Source organism: Marmoricola endophyticus (genome assembly GCF_014644415.1).
Classification (GTDB): Bacteria; Actinomycetota; Actinomycetes; order Propionibacteriales; family Nocardioidaceae; genus Marmoricola; species Marmoricola endophyticus.
In genome coordinates this window covers 658,924-682,838 of the sequence record NZ_BMKQ01000001.1, presented here as the reverse complement: position 1 = coordinate 682,838, position 23,915 = coordinate 658,924, and the positions used below count along the sequence as shown (strand labels likewise).

The window sequence follows — 23,915 nt, the reverse complement described above, 5'->3', positions numbered from 1 at the left end:
ATGCCCAAGCGCACCGACATCGAGTCGATCCTCGTGATCGGGTCCGGCCCGATCGTGATCGGCCAGGCCTGCGAGTTCGACTACTCCGGCACCCAGGCCTGCCGGGTGCTGCGCGAGGAGGGGATCCGGGTCGTCCTGGTGAACTCCAACCCGGCGACGATCATGACCGACCCGGAGTTCGCCGACGCGACGTACGTCGAGCCGATCACGCCGACCTTCCTCGAGAAGGTGATTGCCAAGGAGCGCCCCGACGCGCTGCTGGCGACCCTGGGCGGGCAGACGGCGCTCAACGCGGCGATGCAGCTCGACGAGCTCGGCATCCTGGAGAAGTACGACGTCGAGCTGATCGGCGCCAGCATCGAGGCGATCAACCGCGGCGAGAACCGCGAGTCGTTCAAGAAGATCGTCGAGAAGCTCGGCGGCGAGGTGGCGCGCTCGCGGATCTGCCACAGCATCGACGACTGCCTCGGCGCCGCCGACGAGCTCGGCTACCCGATGGTCGTGCGGCCCAGCTTCACCATGGGCGGCGCCGGCTCGGGGATGGCGTACGACGAGGCCGACCTGCACCGGATCGCCGGTGCGGGGCTCTCGCTCAGCCCGACCACCGAGGTGCTCCTGGAGGAGTCGATCATCGGCTGGAAGGAGTACGAGCTCGAGGTGATGCGCGACCACGCCGACAACGTGGTCATCGTCTGCTCCATCGAGAACCTCGACCCGATGGGCGTGCACACCGGCGACTCGATCACCGTCGCGCCGGCGATGACGCTCACCGACCGCGAGTACCAGCACCTGCGCGACCTGTCGCTGGGCATCATCCGGGAGGTCGGCGTCGACACCGGTGGCTGCAACATCCAGTTCGCGGTGAACCCGGCCGACGGGCGGGTGGTGACCATCGAGATGAACCCGCGGGTCTCCCGCTCCAGCGCGCTGGCCTCGAAGGCGACCGGCTTCCCGATCGCGAAGATCGCCGCGAAGGTGGCGATCGGCTACACGCTCGACGAGATCCCGAACGACATCACCACCCGGCCCGGAGGACTCACGACGCCGGCGGCCTTCGAGCCGACGCTGGACTACGTGGTGGTGAAGGTGCCGCGGTTCGCGTTCGAGAAGTTCCCCGGCGCCGACCCCGTGCTCACCACGCACATGAAGTCGGTGGGCGAGGCGATGGCGATCGGCCGGAGCTTCACCGAGGCGCTGCAGAAGGCGCTGCGCTCGCTGGAGCGACCCGGGTCGGTCTTCGACTGGTCCCACGACTGGGTCGACCTCGACGCCGAGGACCTGCTGGCGCGCGCCGCCGTGCCCCACGAGGGTCGGCTCAAGCTCGTGATGGACGCCCTGCGTGCCGGCGCCACCGAGCAGCAGGTCCTCGACGCCACCGGCATCGACCCGTGGTTCGTCGACCAGCTCGCGCTGATCAACGAGGTGGCCCGCGAGGTCGCCGCCAGCGTCGAGCTGACGCCCGAGGTGCTGCGCCGCGCCAAGCGGCACGGCTTCTCCGACGAGCAGGTCGGCAAGATCCGCGACCTGCGGCCGGACGTGGTCCGCGGGGTGCGTCACGCGCTGGGGATCCGGCCGGTCTACAAGACCGTGGACACCTGTGCCGCCGAGTTCGCGGCGGCCACGCCGTACCACTACTCCTCCTACGACGAGGAGAGCGAGGTGCTCCCGCGCGAGCGCGAGGCGGTGATCATCCTGGGCTCGGGACCGAACCGGATCGGGCAGGGGATCGAGTTCGACTACTCCTGCGTGCACGCCTCCCTGGCGCTGTCGGCCGCGAAGGGGGCGGCGGAGTCCGGCGTCAACGGCGGCCGCGGCTACGACACCGTGATGGTCAACTGCAACCCCGAGACGGTCTCGACCGACTACGACACCTCCGACCGGCTGTACTTCGAGCCGCTCACGCTCGAGGACGTCCTCGAGGTGGTGCACGCCGAGCGGGCGGCCGGACCGGTCGCCGGCGTGATCTGCCAGCTCGGCGGTCAGACGCCCCTCGGTCTGGCGGAGGGCCTGAAGGCCGCCGGCGTGCCGATCGTCGGCACCCAGCCCGAGTCGATCGACCTGGCCGAGGAGCGCGGCGCGTTTGGCCGCGTCCTGGCCGAGGCGGGGCTGACCGCACCGAAGCACGGCACCGCGACCACCTTCGAGCAGGCGCGGGACATCGCCGCCGAGATCGGCTACCCGGTGCTGGTGCGGCCGTCGTACGTCCTCGGTGGGCGCGGCATGCAGATCGTGTACGACGACGACGCGCTGTCGGGCTACATCGCGACGGCGACCGAGGTCTCGCCGGACCGCCCGGTCCTGGTCGACCGGTTCATCGACGACGCGGTCGAGATCGACGTCGACGCGCTGTTCGACGGCGAGGACCTGTTCCTCGGTGGCGTGATGGAGCACATCGAGGAGGCCGGGATCCACTCCGGCGACTCCTCCTGCGCGCTCCCGCCGATCACGCTCGGCGCCACCGAGGTCGAGCGGATCCGGGCGGCCACCGAGGCGATCGCTCGCGGGGTCGGGGTGCGCGGCCTGATCAACATCCAGTACGCGCTGGGGGCCGACGTCCTCTACGTCCTCGAGGCCAACCCGCGCGCGAGCCGGACGGTGCCGTTCGTGTCGAAGGCGACCGCGACGCCTCTGGCCAAGGCGGCCGCGCGGGTGATGCTGGGGGAGTCGATCGCCTCGCTGCGGGCCTCCGGTGCGCTGCCGGCCGAGGGCGACGGCGGGCTGCTGCCGGGCGACGCGCCGATCGCGGTCAAGGAAGCGGTGATGCCGTTCAACCGGTTCCGCCTGCCCGACGGCACCTCGGTCGACACGCTGCTCGGCCCGGAGATGAAGTCGACCGGCGAGGTGATGGGCTTCGACGCCACCTTCGGGACGGCGTTCGCGAAGTCGCAGACCGCGGCCTTCGGCCCGCTGCCCACGCAGGGGCGGATCTTCGTCTCGATGGCCAACCGGGACAAGCGGACGATGGTCTTCCCGGTGAAGGTGCTGGCCGACCACGGCTTCGAGATCCTCGCCACGCAGGGCACCGCGGAGGTGCTGCGCCGCAACGGCGTCGATGCCACGGTGGTGCGCAAGCACTTCCAGGGCGAGGGCCCCGACGGCGAGCCGACCACCGTCCAGCGGATCGCGGCGGGAGAGATCGCGCTCATCGTCAACACGCCGTACGGCGCGACGGCCGGCGGGTCGGCGCGGACGGACGGGTACGAGATCCGTACCGCGGCCGTGCAGGCCAACGTGCCCTGCCTGACGACCGTGCAGGGCCTCTGGGCCGCGGTCCAGGGCATCGAGGCGATGCTCGGCGGCGAGGTCGGCGTGCGGTCGTTGCAGGACTGGGCCGCGGCGGTACGCCCGGCCCCGGACGGCGCGGACCTTCCGGCGGCCCCGTGACCTATCGCCTTCTCTTCGAGCACGCGGCCACCCGGGTCGACGCCGAGCGGGCGCACCGGGTCGGGTCCGCGGCCGTCCGGGCCGGACGGCCGCTGGCCCGGAAGGTGGTACGCGGCTGGCGGTCGCCGGTGCGTGCGATGGGGCTGGAGTTCCCCGCCGTCCTGGGCCTCGCCGCTGGCTTCGACAAGGACGCCACCGGGGTCGACGCGCTCGCCGCGCTCGGCTTCGGCTCGGTCGAGATCGGCACCGTCACCGGGCACCCGCAGCCCGGCAACCCGACGCCGCGGCTGTTCCGGCTCCCCGCCGACCGGGCGCTGGTCAACCGGATGGGCTTCAACAACGACGGCGCCGAGGCCGTGGCGGCCCGACTCCGGCGACGCGCCGTCTCCGGCCGTCGCAGCGACACGGTGCTCGGCGTCAACATCGGCAAGACCAAGGTGGTGGACGAGGCCGACGCCGAGGGCGACTACCGGCTCTCGGCACGGCTGCTGGCGCCGTACGCCGACTACCTCGTCGTGAACGTCAGCTCGCCGAACACCCCCGGGCTGCGGGCGCTGCAGGCCGTCGAGCGGCTGCAGCCGATCCTCGCCGGCGTACGTCAGGAGGCGGACGCGGTCTCCGGGGACCGACGGGTGCCGCTGCTGGTCAAGATCGCTCCGGACCTCGACGACGACGACGTCCTGGCGGTGGCCGACCTGGCGCTGGCCGAGGGGCTGGACGGCGTCGTCGCGACGAACACGACGATCGCACGGGACGGGCTGCGCACGCCCGGAGTCGAGGTCGCGGCCACCGGGGCGGGCGGTCTGTCCGGGGCCCCGTTGGCCGCCCGGTCCACCGAGGTGCTGCGCCTGCTGCGCGGCCACGTCGGTGACGCGCTCACGCTGGTCGGGGTGGGTGGCGTCGGCTCGGTCGACGAGGCGCGGGAGCGGCTGGACGCCGGCGCCGACCTGCTGCAGGCGTACTCCGCCTTCATCTATGAGGGGCCGCTGTGGCCCTCGCGGGTCAACCGAGCGCTCAGGAGGCGACAGTGACGTCGACGACCGCACCCTTCGGCGAGCGGCTGCACGCAGCGGTCTCCTCCCGTGGGCCGATGTGCGTCGGCCTCGACCCGCACGCCCCGCTGCTCGAGGCCTGGGGCCTGCCCGACAGCCCGCAGGGGCTGGACCGCTTCGCCGGCACCTTCGTCGAGGCGCTCGCCGGGCAGGTCGCCGTGGTGAAGCCGCAGTCGGCCTTCTTCGAGCGGCACGGGTCGGCCGGCATCGCGGTCCTCGAGCGTGCGGTCGCCGACCTCCGCGCAGCCGGCACGCTGGTCCTGCTCGACGTCAAGCGGGGTGACATCGGGTCGACCTCGCAGGCGTACGCCGACGCGTACCTCGACCAGACCTCGCCGCTGGCCGTCGACGCGGTCACGGCCAGCCCGTTCCTCGGCACCGGGAGCCTCGACCCGATGGTCGGCACCGCCCGCCGGCACGGTGCGGGGCTCTTCGTGCTCGCGCTCACCTCCAACCCGGAGGCGCCCCAGGTGCAGGCGGCGCGTACGACCGAGGGGTCGAGCGTCGCCGGCGCGGTGCTGTCCTGGCTGCGGGGGCTCAACGAGGGCTCCGAGCACGGCTCGTTCGGCGCCGTCGTCGGGGCGACGATCGGCGACACCGAGGAGGACCTCGCGATCGGCGGGCCGCTCCTGGTCCCCGGGGTCGGCGCCCAGGGTGGGACGCCGGAGTCGGTCCGTCGCACCTTCGCCGGCGTGCTGCCCCGGGTGCTCCCGAGCTCGTCGCGCGAGGTGCTCGGCGCCGGTCCCGGTGTGGCGGCGCTCCGCGACGCCGCGCAGCGTGCCAACGACGCCTTCGTCGACCTGCTGGGCTCCTGAGCGCGGCCGAGGCATGGTGGGCGGCGTGAGCGGACGCGGAGCAGGTGCCGCGCTGGCGGTGTGCCTGCTGCTGGGCGGTGCGGTCGCCGGCTGCGGGGACCCCGGGGAGGCGTACTGCGACCAGCTGCGCTCGGACCAGGCCGCTCTCGGCGAGATCGTCAACGCCACCACTCCCGGGGCGCTGCTGACCGGCCTGCCCACCCTGCGGCAGGTCGGTGCGAAGGCACCGGAGGACCTGACCGACGAGTGGCAGACCTTCCTCAACGCCGTCGAGGGGCTCGACGACGCCGTCCACGCTGCCGGCCTGAGACCCGGCGAGGTGCGCGGCAGCCTGCCGACGACCCTGAGCGCCGACGACCGGGCCGCGATCACCGGTGCCGCCGACGTGCTCGCCTCCTCGGCGGTGACCGAGGCGGCGGACGGCATCGAGACCCAGGCGCGCGACGTGTGCAAGGTCAACATCGGACTCTGAGCGGAGTGCGGAGGAGGCGGCGTTGCAGTCCCTCCCGAGGGGTGACTAGATTCTGCCGAGCGCCGGTGCCGACGTACCGTTCCGGCACCACCGTTCGACGCAGGGCCGCCAGCAGGCCCCGCGTGCCACTCGCGAAGTGAGGTCTCGAGGATCGTGCCCCTGCCGGATCTGACTCCCGAGCAGCGCCAGGCGGCGCTGGAGAAGGCGGCCGCGTCGCGCCGCGAGCGTGCCGAGGTGAAGGCGCGGCTCAAGCGCTCCGGGGCATCCATCGCGGAGGTGCTCGACGAGGGGTCGAGCAACGAGGTGATCGGCAAGATGCGGGTCTTCGACCTGCTGCAGTCGATGCCGGGGGTGGGCAAGGTTCGTGCCGAGCAGCTGATGGACCGGCACCACATCTCGCGCACCCGGCGGGTGCGCGGGCTCGGGATCAACCAGACGAGGGCTCTCGTCGCCGAGTTCACCGACGGTGACTGACGGCGCGACCGAGGGCCGGGGCCGCCAAGGCGTCGAGGCCGGCGGTCCTGGCGGCACGGCCCGGCTCACCGTGCTCGCCGGCCCGACGGCCGTCGGCAAGGGAACCGTCGCCGCGTACGTCCGCGCGCACTACCCCGACGTCTGGATCTCGGTCTCGGCGACCACGCGCACGCGCCGACCCGGAGAGGTCGACGGCGTGCACTACCACTTCGTCGACGACGCCGAGTTCGACCGGCTCGTCGCCGAGGACGAGCTCCTGGAGTGGGCGGTCGTGCACAAGCGGGCCCGGTACGGCACGCCGCGGCGCCCCGTCGACCGGGCGCTCGCCCAGGGACGTCCGGCCCTGCTGGAGATCGATCTCCAGGGCGCCCGCCAGGTGCGCGAGCGGATGCCCGAGGCGCGCTTCGTGTTCCTCGCCCCGCCGTCCTGGGACGAGCTGGTCCACCGGCTGGTCGGCCGTGGCACCGAGGACGAGCGCGAGCGCGAGCGTCGGCTCGAGACCGCGCGCGAGGAGCTCGCCGCCCAGCCCGAGTTCGACGAGGTCGTCGTCAACCACGAGATTCCCGCTGCCGCTGCCGAGTTGGTAGGCTTCATGGGTCTGTGACCCCCTGACCGCTCGTCGGTCCTCGGGTCCGCGCCGTCTCTGTCTCCCACCACCGTGAGGCTCATCCACACATGCCTGGTCCCCAGCCGCTCGCCGAGGGCATCACCAACCCGCCGATCGACGACCTGCTCACCAAGACGGACTCGAAGTACCGACTGGTGCTCTACAGCGCCAAGCGGGCCCGTCAGATCAACGCCTACTACTCCCAGCTCGGCGAGGGCCTGCTGGAGTACGTCGGCCCGCTGGTCGAGACGCACGTGCAGGAGAAGCCGCTCTCCATCGCGCTGCGCGAGATCAACGACGACCTGCTGACCTGCGAGGACGGCGACCCCGAGGACGGCATCAACGTCCCCGTCGTGGCCGAGGTCGACGAGGGTCCCGAGGTGCTCGGCGAGCCCTCGCCCGAGGACACCGAGGCCTGAGCGCGACCGGCCCCGAGCGGTGACTGCCCCGGTGCCCGGCGCGGCGTCGACACGTCCCCACGTCGTCCTCGGCGTCGGCGGGGGGATCGCGGCGTACAAGGCCTGCGAGCTGCTGCGCCTGTTCACCGAGTCCCGGTGCGAGGTGACCGTCATACCCACGGCCGCTGCGCTGCAGTTCGTCGGCGAGCCCACGTGGGCCGCCCTGTCCGGGCGCCCGGTGGCGAGTGAGGTCTGGCACGACGTGCACGAGGTGCCGCACGTCCGGCTCGGCCGAGAGGCCGACCTCGTGGTCGTCGCCCCCGCGACGGCCGACCTGATGGCGCGCGCAGCGCAGGGGCGCGCGGACGATCTGCTCACCAGCACGCTGCTGACGTCGCGGGCCCCGGTGCTGCTCGCGCCGGCGATGCACACCGAGATGTGGGAGCACCCGGCCACCCGGGAGAACGTCGCCACGCTGCGTCGGCACGGGTACGTCGTCCTCGACCCGGCCGTGGGCAGGCTGACCGGGCCCGACACCGGGCGCGGCCGGTTGCCCGACCCCGAGGAGATCCACGCGACCGCCCTCGACCTCCACGAGCGACGAGGCGGCGGCTCCGACGTGGGCCGGGACCTGGAGGGCCGCCGGGTCGTCGTGTCTGCGGGCGGCACCCGCGAGCCGCTGGACCCCGTCCGCTTCCTCGGCAACCGCTCCTCGGGCCTGCAGGGCTTCGCGCTGGCCCGTACGGCCGCGCTGCGGGGCGCGGAGGTGACGCTGGTCGCCGCCAACACCGACCTGCCGGTGCCGGCCGGGGTCGAGGTCCGCGAGGTGGAGACGACCGAGGAGCTCCAGACGCAGGTCGTCGCGGCCAGCGCCGATGCCGACGTGGTCGTCATGGCCGCCGCGCCGGCGGACTTCGCGCCGGTCTCGCTGGCCGGGGCCAAGATCAAGAAGTCCTCCGACGGCAGCACGCCGTCGATCGAGCTGCGCGAGACCCCGGACGTGCTCGCCGGTCTGGTGGCCGACCGCGGCGACGAGACCTCGCCGGTGATCGTGGGGTTCGCGGCGGAGACCGGCGACGCGAACGGCTCCGTCATCGACCACGCGCGCGCCAAGCTGGCCCGCAAGGGATGCGACCTGCTCGTGGTCAACGACGTCGGCGGGGGAGCGGTCTTCGGCCGCCCGGACAACTCCGCGGTGCTCCTGGCGGTCGGTGCGTCGCCGTACGACGTGCCCCAGGGGAGCAAGTCCGCTCTGGCCCACGTGGTCTGGGACCGCGTCGTCGCTCTGCTCGACCCGTCGCGAGGAGCCGCCGCCGAGCCCGATGCGGGCGGTCGCCACGCGTCCGAGTCTCGGGACCTCTGAGGCTCGCTCCACGCGGGGCGATACCGTGCTCGGCGGACGCGCGCGGACTTCTCGCTCCGAGCCGCCCTACCGAACCTGCCCACCCCAGCAAGATGCCAAACGAAGCGGAGCCCCGTGGGGGGCCCGATGGGAGAGACGACGTGCCTGGACGCCTGTTCACCTCTGAGTCGGTGACCGAGGGTCACCCCGACAAGATGGCCGACGCGATCAGCGACTCGGTGCTCGACGCACTGCTCGAGCAGGACCCGCACAGCCGGGTCGCGGTCGAGACGCTGCTGACCACCGGCCTCGTGGTCGTCGCCGGCGAGGTCTCGACGACCGCGTACGCCGAGATCAGCGACCTGGTCCGCGCCAAGGTCAACGAGATCGGCTACGACGCCGGGGCCAAGGGCTTCGACGGGAGCGCCTGCGGCGTCTCGGTCGCGATCGGCAAGCAGTCGCCCGACATCGCCCAGGGTGTCGACACCGGTCACGAGTCGCGTACCGGCTCCGTCGACGCGCTGGACAAGCAGGGTGCCGGCGACCAGGGCCTGATGTTCGGCTACGCGTGCGACGACACCCCCGAGCTGATGCCGCTGCCGATCACGCTGGCCCACCGGCTCTCCGAGCGGCTCACCGCCGTGCGCAAGGACGGGACGCTGGACTACCTGCGTCCCGACGGCAAGACCCAGGTCACCATCGAGTACGACGCCGACGACAACCCGGTGCGTGTCGACACGGTGGTGCTCTCCACCCAGCACGCCGACGGCATCGACCTGGACTCCCAGCTGCAGCCGGACATCAAGAAGCACGTGATCGACCCCGTGCTGGCCGACTTCGACATCCCCAGCGAGAACTACCGGCTGCTGGTCAACCCCACCGGCAAGTTCGTGATCGGCGGCCCGCACGGTGACGCGGGACTGACCGGGCGCAAGATCATCGTCGACACCTACGGCGGCATGGCCCGCCACGGTGGTGGCGCCTTCTCCGGCAAGGACCCGTCCAAGGTCGACCGCTCCGCGGCGTACGCGATGCGCTGGGTGGCCAAGAACGTCGTCGCCGCCGGCCTGGCCAAGCGCTGCGAGGCGCAGGTCGCGTACGCGATCGGCAAGGCCGCCCCGGTCGGCGTCTTCATCCAGACCTTCGGCACCGGCGTCGTCGACGACGAGACGATCCAGCAGGCGGTCCTCGAGGTCTTCGACCTCCGCCCGGGTGCGATCGTCGCGGACCTCGACCTGCTCCGCCCGATCTACGCCAAGACCGCCGCGTACGGCCACTTCGGTCGCGAGCTGCCCGAGTTCACCTGGGAGCGCACCGACCGGGTCGACGCGCTCAAGAAGGCCGCCGGCGTCTGAGCGCCTCCCAGGGGGACCCCCTGCGCGACCAGCTGACCCGCGCCCTGGCCGATGCCGGGGCGCGGGTCGCTGCGCTCCGCGCCGACCTGGCCGACGTGCAGGCCGCGTCGAGGGACACCAACGCCGACGACGAGCACGACCCCGAGGGCGCGACCATCGCCTTCGAGCGCCAGCAGCTCGCTGCGGTGCTGGAGAGCGCCGAGGCGACGCAGCGGCGGCTGGAGGAGGCGCTGGCGCGGCACGCACGTGGTGACTACGGCCGCTGCCGGAGCTGTGGTGGACCCATCGCACCCGGTCGCCTGGAGGCGCGCCCCGGCGCCACGCTGTGCATCGACTGCGCGCGCTGACCGAGCCCTGAACCGGCCCGGGTCACTCCACGGTGGAGAGCGCGAGCTCGGCCCGGTCGAGACGGGTGAGCAGCTCGGTGAGCGCCTCGCTGTCGTAGCGACCGCTCGCGCGGATCTCGACCAGCGTGCTGCGCTGGTCGCTCAGCACGGCACGGCGCACCCGTGCGTACGCCGCGATCCGGTCCTCCTGCTCGGGACCCTCCGGCCCCGCCCAGCTCGTGGACCGGTCGAGACGGGACTCCTGCCTGGCTCGTCGCACCGCGGCGTCGTCGACGGGCACCCCGTCGAGGCCGTCCCTGGCGACGTCGTCGCAGCGCTGATCGGCGAGATCGGTCATGGCCGCGGTCAGCGCGTCCACCTGCTCGGACACTGTCCGGCTGCGGTCGGCCTCGACCCCGAGCCGCCGGACGAGCCAGGCGAGGCTCCCGCCCTGGACGAGAAGACTGAGCACCGCGACCGCGAAGGCGGACAGCACCAGCAGCGGGCGCTGCGCGGTGTCGGAGGGGAGGGTCTGCGCGGCGGCCAGGGTCACCGCGCCGCGCATCCCCGCCCAGACGAGGACCGTGCCGTCCCGCCGGCCTAGGGGCTGCTCGGCGTAGAAGCGCAGGTCGGACTCGTGGCGGACCAGCGAGGCGTGTGCCCGGGTCCGCCGGCGTTCGGAGAGACGTTGCGCGTCGGGGGAGGAGAGGTACTCCCGGAACCGGTCGATCCGCGGTCGGAGCGCCGGGATGCTGCGCAGCATCCGCCGCTGCGAGAGCAGGACGGCTCCCGCGTACGCGGCTCGGACCAGCATCAGGCTCGCCAGACCGATCACCACCAGCAGGGCCAGACGGCCCACCGACCCGTTCTCGGCGCGGAAGTCGTCGACCAGCGGACCGACCTGCAGGCCCATCAGCAGGAACACCGCACTCTCGAGGAGGAAGGCGATCGTCGACCAGTTGACCTGCTCGGCGAGCCGGTCCTGCGCGCGGAGCTCGACGACGCCGCGGTAGCCGGTGATCAGACCGGCCACGACCACCGCGACCAGACCGGACCCGCCCAGCCGCTCGGAGGGGACGTAGGCGATGAACGGCACCACGAACGAGATCGCGGAGGCCAGGGTCGCGTCGGCGACGAGTGCGCGGACGCCCAGGCTGAGCCCGCCGACCACGACGCCGATCACGACCGCCACGACGACGGCCTGCACGAAGTCGATCCCGACGTCGAGCAGGGAGACGCTGCCGGCGACCGCCGCCACCGCCGAGCGCAGCAGCACCAGTGCGGTCGCGTCGTTGAGCAGCGCCTCGCCCTCCAGGAGCGTGATCAGCCGAGGGGCCACGCCGGTACGGCGCACGATCGACGTCGCGACGGCGTCGGTCGGGCTGAGGATGGCACCCAGAGCCGTCCCCTCGGCGAAGCCCAGACCGGACACCAGCCAGGAGACGAGCCCGCCGATCGAGACCGCGGAGACGACGACCACCACCACCGACAGGCCGCTGATGGTCCTCAGGTCTCGGCGGAAGTCGAGCGCCGGCATGTTCACCGCGGAGGCGTACAGCAGCGGTGGCAGCACGCCGGCGAGGACGATCTCCGGGTCGACCTCCGCCGTCGGCACGCCCGGCACCAGCGAGATCAGCACGCCCGCCGCCACGAGGAGCAGCGGTGCCGCGACGCCGACACGTGGGGCGAGGACGGTGATGGCGACGAGAACGAGCACGGCAAGGACGGCCAGGATCGTGAAGTCCATGCCGACATCGTGGGCCATCGCGCTTGCACGCCGCTGTCACGCCGGGTCCAGCAGTCGAGTACATCGGGACGATGAACACGCTAATATTTAGTTGTTCAGTCGAGAAGGCAGACGCGCGACGCGGCTGCTCGTCCGGAAGGTCCCCTTCGTGCGCAAGCTCATCGTCCTCGGCCTGGTCGGCCTCCTCGCCCAGCTCATCGACGGCTCGCTCGGGATGGCGTACGGCGTCACGTCCTCGACGCTCCTGCTGGCCGTCGGCATCGCACCGGCCGCGGCCTCGGCCGCCGTGCACTTCTCCGAGATCGGCACCTCGCTCGCCTCGGGCCTGTCCCACCACAAGCTGGGCAACGTCGACTGGCGGACGGTCTCGATCCTGGCGGTGCCGGGCTTCATCGGCGCCTTCGTCGGGGCGACGTTCCTCGCCAGCCTCGACGGGGACGCCGCGAAGCCGTGGATCGCGGGGCTGCTGCTCGCGCTCGGGGCGTACGTCGTGTTCCGCTTCCTGGCCCTCGGCGGCCGTCGACCGACCTTCCACTCGCGCCCGGCCGCGGCACTGCTCGCGCCGATGGGCCTGGTCGGCGGGGCGCTCGACGCCATCGGCGGCGGTGGCTGGGGTCCGGTCGGCACCACGACGCTGCTCTCGTCCGGTCGTCTCGAGCCCCGCAAGGTCGTCGGCTCGATCGACACCTCGGAGTTCGTCGTCGCCGTCGGCGGCTCGCTCGGGTTCCTGTTCGCCCTCGGGTCCCAGGGCATCGAGTGGGGCTACGCCGGCGCGCTGCTCGTGGGTGGCGTGATCGCCGCTCCCTTCGCTGCCTGGCTGGTCAAGAGGCTCCCGGCGCGGGTGCTCGGCGTCGCGGCCGGCGGCCTGATCATCCTCACCAACACCACGACCATCGCCCAGGCGCTGGGTGCCGGTGGCGGCCTGGTCGGTCTGCTGGCCGGCGTCGTCGCGCTCGCCTGGGTCGTCGGCATCGTCTGGGCCGTGCGGCAGGAGCGTCGCGCGACGATCCTCACCGACGAGGTGCCCGAGCCGGTCGCGGTCTGAGCCGTCGCGCGCCGCACCACCTCGCCGGACGTCGGCGGCGGCTGGTTGGATCGCCGGCGTGGGGAGCGGGGAGGAGGCGGCCGAGGAGCAGCCGGGCCTGCCCGGGCTGCCCGACGCCGCACGTCGTACGGCCCGCGAGGTGCGCCGCTCAGGAGCGCCGAAGGCCAAGCCCCCGGCCGTGCCGGCCGACATCGACCCTGTCGCCCGGGTGCTCGTCGACCTGCCGCTGGCGCACCTGGACCGGCCCTTCGACTACCTCGTCCCCGAGTCGATGGCCGCCGCGGCGCAGCCCGGCGTCCGGGTCAAGGTGCGTTTCGCCGGTCAGGAGGTGCCCGGGTTCGTCCTCGAGCGGGTGGCGGAGTCCGCGCACACGGGCCGGTTGCAGCCGCTGCGCCGCGTGGTCGGTGCCGAGTCGGTGCTCACCCCCGAGGTGGCTGCGCTGACGGCGCGGGTCGCCGCCCGCTGGGCCGGCACCCGGTCCGACGTCCTGCGCCTGGCGGTGCCGCCGCGGCACGCGAGGGCAGAGAAGCAGGAGAGCCCGGTGGCGCCGCCGGTCGCCGCCCCGGCACCCGCGCTCTGGACGTCGTACGACACAGGGGCGGAGATCGTCGACGGGCTCGCCGCAGGCGACTCGCCCCGCGTGGTCTGGTCGGTGCTGCCCGGCGACGACTGGGCCGACGGGCTGGCCCGAGCGGCCGCGGGGACGGCCGCCTCGGGTCGCGGGGCGCTGGTCTGCGTCCCCGACCGCCGTGACGTCGACCGGCTTGACGCGGCGCTGACTGCGCTGGTCGGGCCGGACCGGCACGTGGTGCTCAGTGCGGACGAGGGGCCCTCGCGGCGCTACGCCTCGTTCCTGAAGGTGTCCCGGGGTGCCGTGCGGATCGTGATCGGCACCAGGGCGGCAGCGTTCGCGCCGGTCCGGGACCTCGGGCTCGTGGCGATCTGGGACGACGGCGACGACCTCTTCGCCGAGCCGCGCGCGCCGTACCCCCACACCCGGGAGGTCCTGCTGCTGCGCGCCCGTGAGACCGGGTGCGCGGCGGTCGTGGCGGGCTGGGCGCGAAGCGTCGAGGCGGCGTACCTCCTGCGTACCGGGTGGGCGAGAGAGGTCTCCGCCCCTCGCGACCGGGTGCGCGAGCGGGTCTCCGTCGCGGTCGCCGGCGCCTCGGACCGCGCGCTCGAGCGGGACCCTGCCGCGCGGTCCGCCCGCTTTCCGGCCGAGGCGCACCGGCTGGTCGGCGACGCGCTCGAGCGCGGCCCCGTGCTGGTGCAGACGCCGAGGGCGGGCTACGCCGTACGCCTCGCCTGCGACCGCTGCCGCACGCCGGCGACCTGCGCGGTGTGCCACGGGCCGCTCACCGTCCCGCGCCGTGATGCCGCCCCGGTGTGCGGCTGGTGCGCGACCCCGGCACCGGGCTGGACCTGCGCGGTCTGTGGCGGCCACGGGCTACGGGCCCCGGTGGTGGGTGAGCACCGCACCGCCGAGGAGCTGGGTCGCAGCTTCCCGGGCGTACCCGTGCGTACCTCGGCCGGCGACTCGGTTCTCGCCACGGTCCCGGACCGGCCGGCGATCGTCGTGGCGACGACGGGGGCCGAGCCGGTCGCAGAGGGCGGCTATGCCGCCGTCGTGCTGCTCGACACCTGGCTGCTGCTGGGCCGCGCCGACCTGCGTGCGGAGGAGGAGGCGTACCGCCGGTGGTGCGATGCGGCCGGTCTGGTGCGTCCGGGCGGTCGTGTGCTCGTCGTCGGCGACTCCGGCGAGGCCGCGGTGCAGGCCCTGGTCCGCTGGGACCCCGGCGGGTTCGCCGACCGCCTGATCGAGGAGCGGCGTTCCGCCCACCTGCCGCCGGCCTCCCGGATCGCGACCCTGACGGGCAGCGAGGCCGAGCTCGAGGAGGCCCGCGAGTCGCTGGCGCTGCCTCGCGCCGCCGACGTCCTCGGCCCGGTCCCGCTGCCGGAGGAGGAGCGCGACCACACCGACGACGAGCGCCGGCTCCGCCTGGTCGTCCGGGTCCCACGCGCCGACGGCGAGGCGCTGGCCACCGCCCTCGGCGACCTCCAGCGCACCCGCTCGGCCCGCAAGCTGTCGCACGTACGCGTCCAGCTCGACCCCCTCCGCCTCGGCTGACTGTGCGCGTCCCCTACCCGTCGAGTGGTGCCTCCTGCCGGCTCGAGTGGTGCGTTCTGCCGGAGACGGTCCGGCAGAACGCACCACTGGGACCGGTACGGGGCACCACTCGACGGGTAGGTGCCGCCGCCTAGGCTGAGCCGGGTGTCCGTCCAGCCCATCCGCCTGCTCGGTGACCCGGTCCTGCGTACGCCCGCCAAGCCGGTCGTCGACTTCGACGCCGAGCTGCGCCGGCTGGTCTCCGACCTGACCGACACGATGCTCGACGCGCCCGGTGCCGGGCTCGCGGCGCCGCAGCTGGGGGTGGGCCTGCGGGTGTTCACCTGGCACGTCGAGGGGGAGACCGGGCACCTGGTCAACCCGACCCTGACGCTGTCGGAGGAGACGCAGCTCGGGCCGGAGGGGTGCCTGTCCATCCCCGACCTGTCCATCGACTGCCTACGTGCCCAGGACGTCGTCGCGCACGGCTTCGACATGCACGGCGAGCCGTTGGTCGTCCAGGGGTCGGCGCTGCTCGCCCGGGCGATCCAGCACGAGACCGACCACCTCGACGGAGTGCTGTTCATCGACCGGCTGGACCGCGAGTCACGGCGCGAGGCGATGCGAGTGATCCGGGAGTCGGAGTGGTTCGGCGGCCCGCCGCAGGTCAAGGTCTCGCCGCACCCGATGCTCGGCAAGGGGTTGTAGAGGATGCGCGTCGTGTTCGCCGGTACGCCCGACGTCGCGCTGCCGCCGCTCGAGGCGCTCGCCACCTCCGACCACGAGGTGGTCGGCATCGTGACCCGCCCCGACGCGCCGGTCGGCCGCAAGCGGGTGCTCACCGCCTCGCCCGTCGCCGTCCGGGGCGAGGAGCTCGGGCTGCCGGTGCTCAAGCCCGCACACCCCCGCGATCCCGACTTCCAGGCGCGGCTGCGTGCGCTGGAGCCCGACGTCGTGGCCGTGGTGGCGTACGGCGCCCTCGTCCCCGACGACGCGCTCGCCATCCCGGAGCACGGCTGGGTCAACCTGCACTTCTCGGTACTGCCCGCGTGGCGTGGCGCGGCGCCGGTGCAGCACGCCCTCCTGCACGGCGACGAGGTCACCGGCGCGACCACGTTCCGGATCGTGAAGGAGCTGGACGCCGGCCCGACCTTCGGTGTCATGACCCAGCTCGTCCGCCCCGACGACACGGCCGGGACCCTGCTGGACACGCTCGCCGAGGGCGGTGCGGGACTGCTCGTCGCCACCCTCGACGGGCTGGCCGACGGCTCGGTGTGGCCCCAGGAGCAGCCCACCGACGGGGTGAGCCTCGCGCCGAAGATCACGGCGGCGGACGCCCGGGTCGACTGGACCGAGCCGGCCCCCTGGGTGAGCCGTCGGATCCGTGCCACCACCCCGGCGCCCGGCGCCTGGACCACCCTCGGCGGGGAGCGGATGAAGCTCGGCCCGGTCACGCTGGTCCCCGGGGCGCCTGCACTCGCCCCCGGCGAGGTCATCGCGACGAGGGCGGGTGTGCACGTCGGCACCGGCACCGATCCCGTGACCCTCGGCGAGGTGACCCCACCCGGCAGGCGCGCGATGGCCGCTGTGGACTGGGCCCGCGGAGCGGACCTGCCCGACGGCACGCGGCTGGACTGAGCGTGGCAGGCAAGGTCGATCCCGCCCGGCTCGTGGCGTACGACGTCCTGCGGGCGGTCCACGCCCAGGACGCGTACGCGAACCTCGCCCTGCCCGCGCTGCTGCGCGAGCGGTCGGTCACCGGCCGCGACGCCGCCCTCGCCACCGAGCTGGTCGGCGGGACGCTCCGCGGCCTCGGGACGTACGACGCGGTCCTCGCCGCCGTCGTGGACCGACCGCCGGACGACGAGGTCCGCGACGCCCTGCGCCTCGGCGTCCACCAGCTGCTGGCCACCCGGGTCCCCAGCCATGCCGCCGTCGCGACCACCGTCGACCTCGTCCGGCGCCGGGTCGGGCACCGGCCGTCCGGCTTCGTCAACGCCGTGCTGCGCAAGGTCGGCGCGCACGACCTCGACGGCTGGCTGCGTCGGGTGGCGCCGGACCCCGACGCCGATCCCGTCGGTCACGCCGCCGTCGTGCACTCCCACCCGCGCTGGGTGGTCGAGCGGCTCGCCGAGGCGCTGGGGGAGCGCGGTGACGAGCTGGACGCGCTGCTCGCCGCCGACAACGACCGGCCGGCGGTGACGCTGGTCGCGCGTCCTGGGCTGAGCGACGTGGCCGAGCTCCCGGGGACACCGAGCATCAGCCCCCTCGGGGTCGTCCTCGAGGGTGGCGACCCCGGCGAGGTCGCTGCGGTCCGTGAGGGGCGGGCCGGGGTGCAGGACGCCGGCTCGCAGCTCGTCGCGCTCGCGCTCGCGCGCACCGAGGTCGAGGGCCCCGACCGGGCGTGGCTGGACCTGTGCGCGGGACCCGGCGGCAAGGCGGCACTCCTCGGGGCGCTCGCCTCCCAGTGCGGCGCTCGGCTCGTCGCGGCGGAGCGTCAGCCGCATCGCGCTCGCCTCGTGGCACGCGCAGTGGGGACGACGGCCGGCGTGGTCACCGCGGACGGCGCCCGTCCGCCGTGGGCGGCGGGCCGGTTCGACCGGGTGCTCGTCGACGCCCCGTGCACCGGCCTGGGGGCGCTCCGCAGACGCCCGGAGGCCCGATGGCGTCGTACTCCCGACGACCTGTCCGCCCTCGTCCCGCTCCAGCGTGCGCTGCTCGAGTCGGCGCTGGACTCGACGCGACCCGGCGGCGTCGTCGCGTACGCGACCTGCTCCCCGGTCGTCGAGGAGACCGCGGGCGTGGTGCGCGAGGTCCTGGCCGGACGTGACGACGTCGACCTCGCCGACGCGGTGCCGCTCGTGCCCGAGGCGGTCGACGCCGCGGGTGTGCACCTGCCCGGCACGGTGCAGCTGTGGCCCCACCGGCACGGCACCGACGCGATGTTCCTCGCCGTGCTGCGGCGCCTCTAGACCGCGGCTCTAGGGCATGCCTCCCCATTCGTGGCCTGCTGCCCGCCGCCCATCACGCGCGCTGGCTGCGTTGCGACAGCTCGCCGGGCCCCGGCCCGCCTTCGCTCCCGCGCCAAGCCACCACCCCACGAGAGCGCTCGCTGCGCTCGCGCTCCCGCGGGGACCCCGGAGGTGCCATCGCACGCGTTGGACGACGTTCAGCGGACGGCCAGAATGGAGAGACACGCCCTAGGCGAGCGAGGCTGCCACACGCTGGAGCTCGGAGAGCGCGAGCGCGATCTCGGGCTGGTCGGAGGTGCCACGGCGGATGATCGTGCGGATGTGCCGCACCGGTGCGCCGTCGCCGCGCAGCGGCAGGCGTACGACGTCGTCGCTGACGGGCAGCCGAGCCAGACGGGGAACCAGTGCGACCCCCAGCCCGGCGGCGACCAGCGCCGCGCAGGTGTCCCACTCGACGATCTCGTGGGCGGCTGCCGGGGTGAAGCCGGCGCTGGTGCACGCCGCGGAGGTCAGCTGGTGGTAGGGGCGCCCGGGCCGGTCGAGGATCCACTCCTCGTGTGCGGCGTCGGCCAGGCGTACCCAGGGGCGGTTCTCGAGGTGGTGCCCCTTGGGTACGAGCAGCTCCAGCGAGTCGACCATCAGCGGGTGCTGCTCGAAGCGGCGGTCGCCGGACGGCGGCAGCGGGTTGGTGGCCACGACGACGGCGACGTCGACCCGGTCGGCCAGCAGCATCTCGAAGCACACCTCCGGGTCCGCCTCGACGATGTGGCAGGAGGTCCGGGGCAGCGTGCGGTGCGCGGCGGCCACCACGGGGGGCAGGAGCACCGACGCGGCCGTGGAGAATCCGGCGAGCCTCAGTCGCCCGGTGGTCTCGCCGAGTGTGCGCTGCACCTCGGCGTGGATCTCCTCCCAGCGCACGAACAGCTCGTCGGTGCGCTCGAGCAGCAGCCGGGCAGCGCGGGTGAGCCGGACGCCGCGGCCCTCTGGCTCGAGGAGGACGGCACCCACGTCGCGCGCCAGGGTGCGCATCTGGTGCGAGACCGCGGAGGGGGTGTACGCCAGCGCCTCCGCCGCAGCGGCGATGGTGCCCCGGTCCGCCACCACGCGAAGAACACGCAGCCGTGCATCGATCATGCCCGATCCCCCCTCGTGCACACCGCCGGACACTGGTAGGGAACAGTGAACGAGATCGCACGCTTTCCGGCAATGCTGCGCGCTTTTCACGGTTCGCGCCTCGGTCCCAGGATGAGGACGTGGCCCTCCTCGATCCTCTGCTCCAGCCCTACCGGCTGCGCGACCTCGACCTCCGCAACCGGGTGGTGAGCACGTCGCACGAGCCGGCGTACACCGAGGACGGGATGCCGAAGGACCGCTACCGGCTCTACCACCTCGAGAAGGCGCGCGGTGGCGTCGGGCTGACGATGATCGGCGGCTCGGCCGTGGTCTCGCCGGACAGCCCTCCGTCGTTCGGGAACATGCTGCTCTACCGCGACGAGGTCGTGCCGTGGCTGCGGCGGCTGGCCGACGACGTCCACGAGGCGGGCGCCGCGGTGATGTGCCAGGTGACGCACCTGGGCCGTCGGACCAGCAGCTTCTCCGGCGACTGGCTGCCGCTGGTCTACCCCTCGGCCCAGCGCGAGGCGCAGCACCGCTCGTTCCCCAAGGTGGCCGAGGCGTGGGACGTGGACCGGATCGTGCGGCACTTCGCCGAGGCGGCGCAGCGCTGCCAGGACGCCGGCCTGGACGGCATCGAGATCGAGTCGTACAGCCACCTCTTCGACGCCTGGGTCTCCCCGGTCACCAACGACCGCGACGACCTGTTCGGCGGCGACCCCGAGGCCCGGCTGACCTTCCCGCTGCGCGTGCTCGACGCCGTACGGGAGGCCGTCGGCCCGGACTTCGTCGTCGGGGTACGCATGGCGATGGACGAGTGCCTGCCCGGCGGTCTGGGCGTCGAGGACACCGTCCCGGTGATGCGCCGCTACCTCGACCACGGCGTCGACTTCCTCTCCGTCATCAAGGGCGGGCTGGACTCCGACGCCCGACTCGCCGCGACCATCCCCTCGATGGGGACGCCGACCGCGCCGTTCCTCACCTTCGCCGGGGAGGTACGACGTGCGCTCGGCGTCCCCGTCATGCACGCCGCCCGGATCGGGGACGTCTCGACCGCACGGCACGCGATCCGCGACGGTCTGCTCGACCTCGTCGGGATGACCCGCCCGCAGATGGCCGACCCGCACCTGGTCGAGAAGGTCGCCCGGGGCGAGGAGGACCGGGTGCGCCCGTGCGTGGGCGCGAGCTACTGCCTGGACGCGATCTACGAGTCCGGTGACGCCAAGTGCCTGCACAACCCCGCCACCGGGCGCGAGCAGACGCTGCCGCACCGCGTGCCGGTCACGCTCGGCCGCCGCCGGCGGGCCGTGGTGGTCGGTGCCGGGCCGGCCGGGCTGGAGGCGGCCCGGGTCCTGGGCGAGCGCGGCCACGCCGTGACGGTGCTCGAGGCGGCCGACCGGCCCGGCGGCCAGGTGCTGCTCGCGGCGGCCTCGGCCCGCCGCCGCGACCTGGTCGGCATCGTCGACTGGCGGGTGGCCGAGGCGAAGCACGCGGACGTCGACTTCCGCTTCGGCGCCTACGCCGAGGTCGACGACGTGCTCGCCCTCGAGCCGGACCTCGTCGTGGTCGCCACCGGCGGTGTGCCCGACCCGACGGTCGGGGGCACCGTCACAGGCTCCGAGCTCGTCCTCGACACCTGGGACGTGATGGGTGGCACCAGCCGTCGGCTCCGCCCGGGCCAGCGCGTCCTGGTGTACGACGACCACGGCGGCGAGCCGGCGCTGGACGCCACCGAGCAGCTGGGTCGGCTGGGTGCTCGCGTCGAGCTGGTCACGCCCGAGCGGGCGGTGGCCGTCTCGGTGGGGTCGATGAACTCCCCGGCGTACCTGCGCGCGTTCGCGGAGGCCGACGTGCTGCTCACCCCGGCGCGGCGGCTGGTCGGCGTACGCCGCGGCACCGACAGCCCGCTGGTCGCCACGCTGGCCAGCGACTACGCGGACCGGCTCGTCGAGCGCGAGGTCGACCACGTGGTCGTCGAGCACGGCACGCTGCCCAACGACGAGCTGTACCACGCGCTCGTCCCCGGCTCGACCAACCTCGGCGAGGTCGACCACGACGCCCTGCTCACCGGGCGTCCCCAGGAGGTGGTCCGCAACGAGGCCGGCCGCTACCAGCTGTTCCGCATCGGCGACGCCGTCGCCAGCCGCAACATCCACGCCGCGGTGTACGACGCGCTGCGGCTGTGCGTGACGGCATGACCCGCACCCGACCGACCCCGGAGGCCCGCCCGCGATGACCTCGTTCGCTCCCGCCCCACCGCTCGACACGCTCGCCCCGACCCTCGACCCGACCCGGGTCCGGCTGCTCGACCTGCTCGACCAGCGGCAGCCCGGTCGGTCACTGCCCGGCGCGCTCTACACCGACCCCGAGCTGCACGACCTGGACCTGCGGCTGCTGTGGCACCGGCAGTGGTTCTTCGCCGGCACGGTCGCCGAGGTGCCCGAGCCCGGCGACTACCTGACTGTCGACCTGGGGACGGTCTCGGTGCTGGTGCTGCGCGACGACGACGAGCAGGTGCGCGCGTTCCGCAACGTGTGCCGGCACCGCGGTGCTCGCCTGGTGAGTGAGCCGCGCGGCAGCGTCGGCAACATCGTCTGCGGCTACCACCGCTGGACGTACGCCACCGACGGCACGCTGCGGCACGCACCGCAGCTGGTCCCGACCGCCGAGGGCGGCCCGGACCCGGCCTGCCTCTCGCTGCGTACCGTCGCGGTCCGGGTGGTCTCCGGCCTGGTGTTCTGCTGCCTGGCCGCCGAGCCGTCGGCCGACGTCGACGCCGTCGGCGAGGCGGTGGCGCCGTACCTGGACGCGCACGCGCTGGACCGTACGAAGGTCGCCGCGCAGGTCGACCTGGTCGAGCAGGGCAACTGGAAGCTGACCATGGAGAACAACCGGGAGTGCTACCACTGCGACGGGCACCCCGAGCTGTTGCGGACGTTCTTCCCGACGTGGGGGCTGCGCGAGGACCAGGTGCCGCCGCGGCTGCGCGCGTCCCACGAGCGCTACCTGGCTGCCGAGGAGGACCTGCGGGTCGCCTGCGAGGCGCGTGGGCTGGCCCGGGACGCGGTCGAGGACCTCGTGGACCGCCCGCTCGGCTTCCGGGTGCAGCGCGAGGCACTGGACGGGGCAGGGGAGTCCTTCAGCCCCGACGGCACCCGGCTGGTCGGCCGGCTCCTCGGCGACCTCGACGAGCCCAGGCTCGGGCGGGCCACGCTGCACGCCCAGCCGAACCTGTGGCTGCACGCGCTCGCCGACCACGTCGTCACCTTCGCGGTGCTGCCGCTCGGACCGGACCGCACCCTGGTGCGCACCACGTGGCTGGTCGACGCCGACGCGCGCGAAGGCGCCGACTACGACGTCGAGGCGCTGACCGGCGTCTGGCGTGCCACCAACAGTCAGGACGCCGCCTTCGTGGAGCTCACGCAGGCCGGCGTCGCGGACCCGGCGTACGAGCCGGGCCCGTACAGCGAGGGCGAGCGGCAGGTCGACGCCTTCGTGTCCTGGTACGTCGCCCGTATGCGCGAGGAGGCCTCCCGATGAGCCAGTACGCCCACGACCAGCTCGCCCCGACTCCCAGCCCGTTGTGGCTGGTCCCCGGCACCGGCGTCCCCCTCGGCGAGGGCGTGCTCCCGCCCGAGGCACCGATGGACCAGGAGATGGTGTGCCGGCGGGTGCTGCCGGTGACCCACGACGTGGTGACGGTGGTCCTGCAGCCGACGTACGCCGGCGGCGTGGCCTTCCTCCCCGGGCAGTACGTCACCCTCGGGGTCGACGTCGAGGGGCGCCGGGTCGAGCGCTGCTACACCGTCTCGTCCCCGCCGACACGTCCGCACCTGCTCACGCTGACGATCAAGCGGGTGCCCGGCGGCGAGGTGTCGAGCTGGGTCCACGACCACCTGCGGGTCGGCGACCGTGTGCAGGTCAGCGGCCCGGTGGGCGGCTTCAGCGTCGTGGAGCACCCCGCCGCCAAGCACCTGCTGCTCTCGGCGGGCAGCGGGATCACCCCGACGCTGTCCACGCTGCGCACCGCGGTGGATCTGGGTGACCTCGGGCACGCCGTCGACGTCGCCGTCGTCCACTGCGCGCGGACACCGGCCGACCTCGTGTGCCGTACCGAGCTGGAGGCCGTCGCGGCCGACCACCCGGGCATCACCCTGGACTGGGTCTGCGAGGACGACGCGCCCGAGCAGCCGTGGAGCGGTCCCCGGGGTCGGCTCACCCCCGAGGTGCTGGCCGCGCTCGTCCCCGACGCCGCCGACCGCGAGGTGCTGACCTGCGGACCCCCCGGGTTCATGGCCGCCGCACGCGAGGTGCTCTCCGCCCTCGGGGTGCCGCCCGAGCGGTGCCACGAGGAGAGCTTCGTGCTCGGTACGCAGGGCGCCCCGCCGACGCCGTCCGCGCCCCAGGTCCCTGCCGAGGGCGACGCCGTCCTACCCGTCGGCCCGACCGTGCGCTTCGGCCGCAGCGACTGCGAGGTGTCCTGCCCGCCGGGTACGACGGTCCTCGCAGCCGCCGAGCTGGCCGGGGTCTCCCTGCCGTCCTCGTGCGCCGAGGGACTGTGCGGCTCCTGCAAGCAGACACTGCTCTCGGGGAGCGTCGAGATGAACCACCAGGGCGGCATCCGCCCCCGCGAGATCGCGGACAACAAGTTCCTGCCGTGCTGCTCCACCCCCGACGGCGACATCGTCGTCGACGCCTGAGACCGA

20 protein-coding genes are annotated in these 23,915 nt (G+C 73.8%); 18 read left to right on the top strand and 2 right to left on the bottom strand.

Annotated features, from left to right (window positions below; translation table 11 throughout):
• From carB to IEX42_RS03320, 10 genes are all read left to right on the top strand, one after another.
• Entirely contained in the window at positions 1-3,384 is a 3,384-nt protein-coding gene (carB, locus tag IEX42_RS03365) for a carbamoyl-phosphate synthase large subunit (protein WP_188778217.1), read from the top strand.
• On the top strand, positions 3,381-4,415 hold the full coding sequence (locus tag IEX42_RS03360) for a quinone-dependent dihydroorotate dehydrogenase (RefSeq protein WP_188778210.1): 1,035 nt from the start codon (positions 3,381-3,383) through the stop codon (positions 4,413-4,415). Before carB ends, IEX42_RS03360 begins: the two co-directional genes overlap by 4 nt.
• The gene (gene pyrF, locus IEX42_RS03355) at positions 4,412-5,251 is read left to right on the top strand and encodes an orotidine-5'-phosphate decarboxylase (RefSeq protein WP_268236424.1); all 840 of its coding nucleotides are present in this window, start codon (positions 4,412-4,414) and stop codon (positions 5,249-5,251) included. The genes IEX42_RS03360 and pyrF overlap by 4 nt, the downstream gene beginning before the upstream one ends.
• 25 nt (positions 5,252-5,276) lie before the next feature.
• Positions 5,277-5,723 carry a hypothetical protein gene (locus tag IEX42_RS03350; protein ID WP_188778208.1) on the top strand — a complete coding sequence of 149 codons (447 nt, stop codon included), beginning with the start codon at positions 5,277-5,279 and terminating at the stop codon, positions 5,721-5,723.
• 153 nt (positions 5,724-5,876) lie between these two features.
• A complete protein-coding gene (gene mihF, locus IEX42_RS03345) occupies positions 5,877-6,197 on the top strand; it encodes an integration host factor, actinobacterial type (protein ID WP_188778206.1) in 321 nt (106 codons plus the stop codon).
• Positions 6,198-6,267: 70 nt separating this feature from the next.
• Positions 6,268-6,801, top strand: coding sequence for a guanylate kinase (gene gmk, locus IEX42_RS03340; protein WP_229660941.1), 534 nt, complete (start codon positions 6,268-6,270; stop codon positions 6,799-6,801).
• 71 nt (positions 6,802-6,872) lie between these two features.
• Positions 6,873-7,223, top strand: a complete 351-nt coding sequence (gene rpoZ, locus IEX42_RS03335) for a DNA-directed RNA polymerase subunit omega (RefSeq protein WP_229660563.1) — start codon at positions 6,873-6,875, stop codon at positions 7,221-7,223.
• 19 nt (positions 7,224-7,242) lie between these two features.
• The gene (gene coaBC, locus IEX42_RS03330; protein ID WP_229660562.1) at positions 7,243-8,565 is read left to right on the top strand and encodes a bifunctional phosphopantothenoylcysteine decarboxylase/phosphopantothenate--cysteine ligase CoaBC; all 1,323 of its coding nucleotides are present in this window, start codon (positions 7,243-7,245) and stop codon (positions 8,563-8,565) included.
• A gap of 140 nt (positions 8,566-8,705) precedes the next feature.
• On the top strand, positions 8,706-9,899 hold the full coding sequence (gene metK / locus IEX42_RS03325; protein WP_229660561.1) for a methionine adenosyltransferase: 1,194 nt from the start codon (positions 8,706-8,708) through the stop codon (positions 9,897-9,899).
• Positions 9,900-9,994: 95 nt separating this feature from the next.
• Positions 9,995-10,246, top strand: a complete 252-nt coding sequence (locus IEX42_RS03320) for a TraR/DksA family transcriptional regulator (protein ID WP_229660560.1) — start codon at positions 9,995-9,997, stop codon at positions 10,244-10,246.
• Positions 10,247-10,268: 22 nt separating this feature from the next.
• On the opposite strand, the gene IEX42_RS03315 is transcribed toward IEX42_RS03320, so the two are convergent.
• Entirely contained in the window at positions 10,269-11,972 is a 1,704-nt protein-coding gene (locus IEX42_RS03315) for a cation:proton antiporter (RefSeq protein WP_188778200.1), read from the bottom strand.
• Between the two features lie 148 nt (positions 11,973-12,120).
• On the opposite strand from IEX42_RS03315, the gene IEX42_RS03310 reads away from it, so the two are divergent.
• From IEX42_RS03310 to IEX42_RS03290, 5 genes are all read left to right on the top strand, one after another.
• Positions 12,121-13,017, top strand: coding sequence for a sulfite exporter TauE/SafE family protein (locus IEX42_RS03310; protein WP_188778198.1), 897 nt, complete (start codon positions 12,121-12,123; stop codon positions 13,015-13,017).
• Between the two features lie 58 nt (positions 13,018-13,075).
• Positions 13,076-15,145 (top strand): primosomal protein N', encoded by a 2,070-nt coding sequence (locus IEX42_RS03305; protein ID WP_229660559.1) that lies wholly within the window; start codon positions 13,076-13,078, stop codon positions 15,143-15,145.
• Positions 15,146-15,289: 144 nt separating this feature from the next.
• The gene (gene def, locus IEX42_RS03300) at positions 15,290-15,832 is read left to right on the top strand and encodes a peptide deformylase (RefSeq protein ID WP_188778195.1); all 543 of its coding nucleotides are present in this window, start codon (positions 15,290-15,292) and stop codon (positions 15,830-15,832) included.
• 3 nt (positions 15,833-15,835) lie between these two features.
• The gene (fmt, locus tag IEX42_RS03295; protein WP_188778193.1) at positions 15,836-16,762 is read left to right on the top strand and encodes a methionyl-tRNA formyltransferase; all 927 of its coding nucleotides are present in this window, start codon (positions 15,836-15,838) and stop codon (positions 16,760-16,762) included.
• A gap of 2 nt (positions 16,763-16,764) precedes the next feature.
• Positions 16,765-18,096: an RsmB/NOP family class I SAM-dependent RNA methyltransferase gene (locus IEX42_RS03290; RefSeq protein ID WP_229660558.1), complete on the top strand. Its 1,332-nt coding sequence runs from the start codon at positions 16,765-16,767 to the stop codon at positions 18,094-18,096.
• A 228-nt stretch (positions 18,097-18,324) separates the two neighbouring features.
• On the opposite strand, the gene IEX42_RS03285 is transcribed toward IEX42_RS03290, so the two are convergent.
• On the bottom strand, positions 18,325-19,230 hold the full coding sequence (locus IEX42_RS03285) for a LysR family transcriptional regulator (protein ID WP_188778191.1): 906 nt from the start codon (positions 19,228-19,230) through the stop codon (positions 18,325-18,327).
• A 119-nt stretch (positions 19,231-19,349) separates the two neighbouring features.
• Here IEX42_RS03285 and IEX42_RS03280 point away from each other — a divergent pair, with 119 nt between their 5' ends.
• Genes IEX42_RS03280 through IEX42_RS03270 form a run of 3 tightly spaced genes read left to right on the top strand, consistent with a single transcriptional unit; the run spans position 19,350 to position 23,909 of the window.
• Positions 19,350-21,407 carry an NADH:flavin oxidoreductase gene (locus IEX42_RS03280; protein ID WP_188778189.1) on the top strand — a complete coding sequence of 686 codons (2,058 nt, stop codon included), beginning with the start codon at positions 19,350-19,352 and terminating at the stop codon, positions 21,405-21,407.
• Between the two features lie 34 nt (positions 21,408-21,441).
• The gene (locus IEX42_RS03275) at positions 21,442-22,749 is read left to right on the top strand and encodes an aromatic ring-hydroxylating oxygenase subunit alpha (RefSeq protein WP_188778187.1); all 1,308 of its coding nucleotides are present in this window, start codon (positions 21,442-21,444) and stop codon (positions 22,747-22,749) included.
• Complete coding sequence (locus IEX42_RS03270) at positions 22,746-23,909, top strand: FAD-binding oxidoreductase (RefSeq protein ID WP_229660557.1); 1,164 nt, start codon at positions 22,746-22,748, stop codon at positions 23,907-23,909. The genes IEX42_RS03275 and IEX42_RS03270 overlap by 4 nt, the downstream gene beginning before the upstream one ends.
• The last annotated feature ends 6 nt before the right edge of the window (positions 23,910-23,915 follow it).

Excerpts from the sequence above, each read along its gene's own strand:
- carB (WP_188778217.1), top strand. The coding sequence starts at position 1 with ATGCCCAAGCGCACCGACATCGAGTCGATCCTCGTGATCGGGTCCGGC.
- rpoZ (WP_229660563.1), top strand. The coding sequence starts at position 6,873 with ATGCCTGGTCCCCAGCCGCTCGCCGAGGGCATCACCAACCCGCCGATC.
- IEX42_RS03315 (WP_188778200.1), bottom strand. The coding sequence starts at position 11,972 with ATGGACTTCACGATCCTGGCCGTCCTTGCCGTGCTCGTTCTCGTCGCC.
- fmt (WP_188778193.1), top strand. The coding sequence starts at position 15,836 with ATGCGCGTCGTGTTCGCCGGTACGCCCGACGTCGCGCTGCCGCCGCTC.
- IEX42_RS03285 (WP_188778191.1), bottom strand. The coding sequence starts at position 19,230 with ATGATCGATGCACGGCTGCGTGTTCTTCGCGTGGTGGCGGACCGGGGC.
- IEX42_RS03275 (WP_188778187.1), top strand. The coding sequence starts at position 21,442 with ATGACCTCGTTCGCTCCCGCCCCACCGCTCGACACGCTCGCCCCGACC.
- IEX42_RS03270 (WP_229660557.1), top strand. The coding sequence starts at position 22,746 with ATGAGCCAGTACGCCCACGACCAGCTCGCCCCGACTCCCAGCCCGTTG.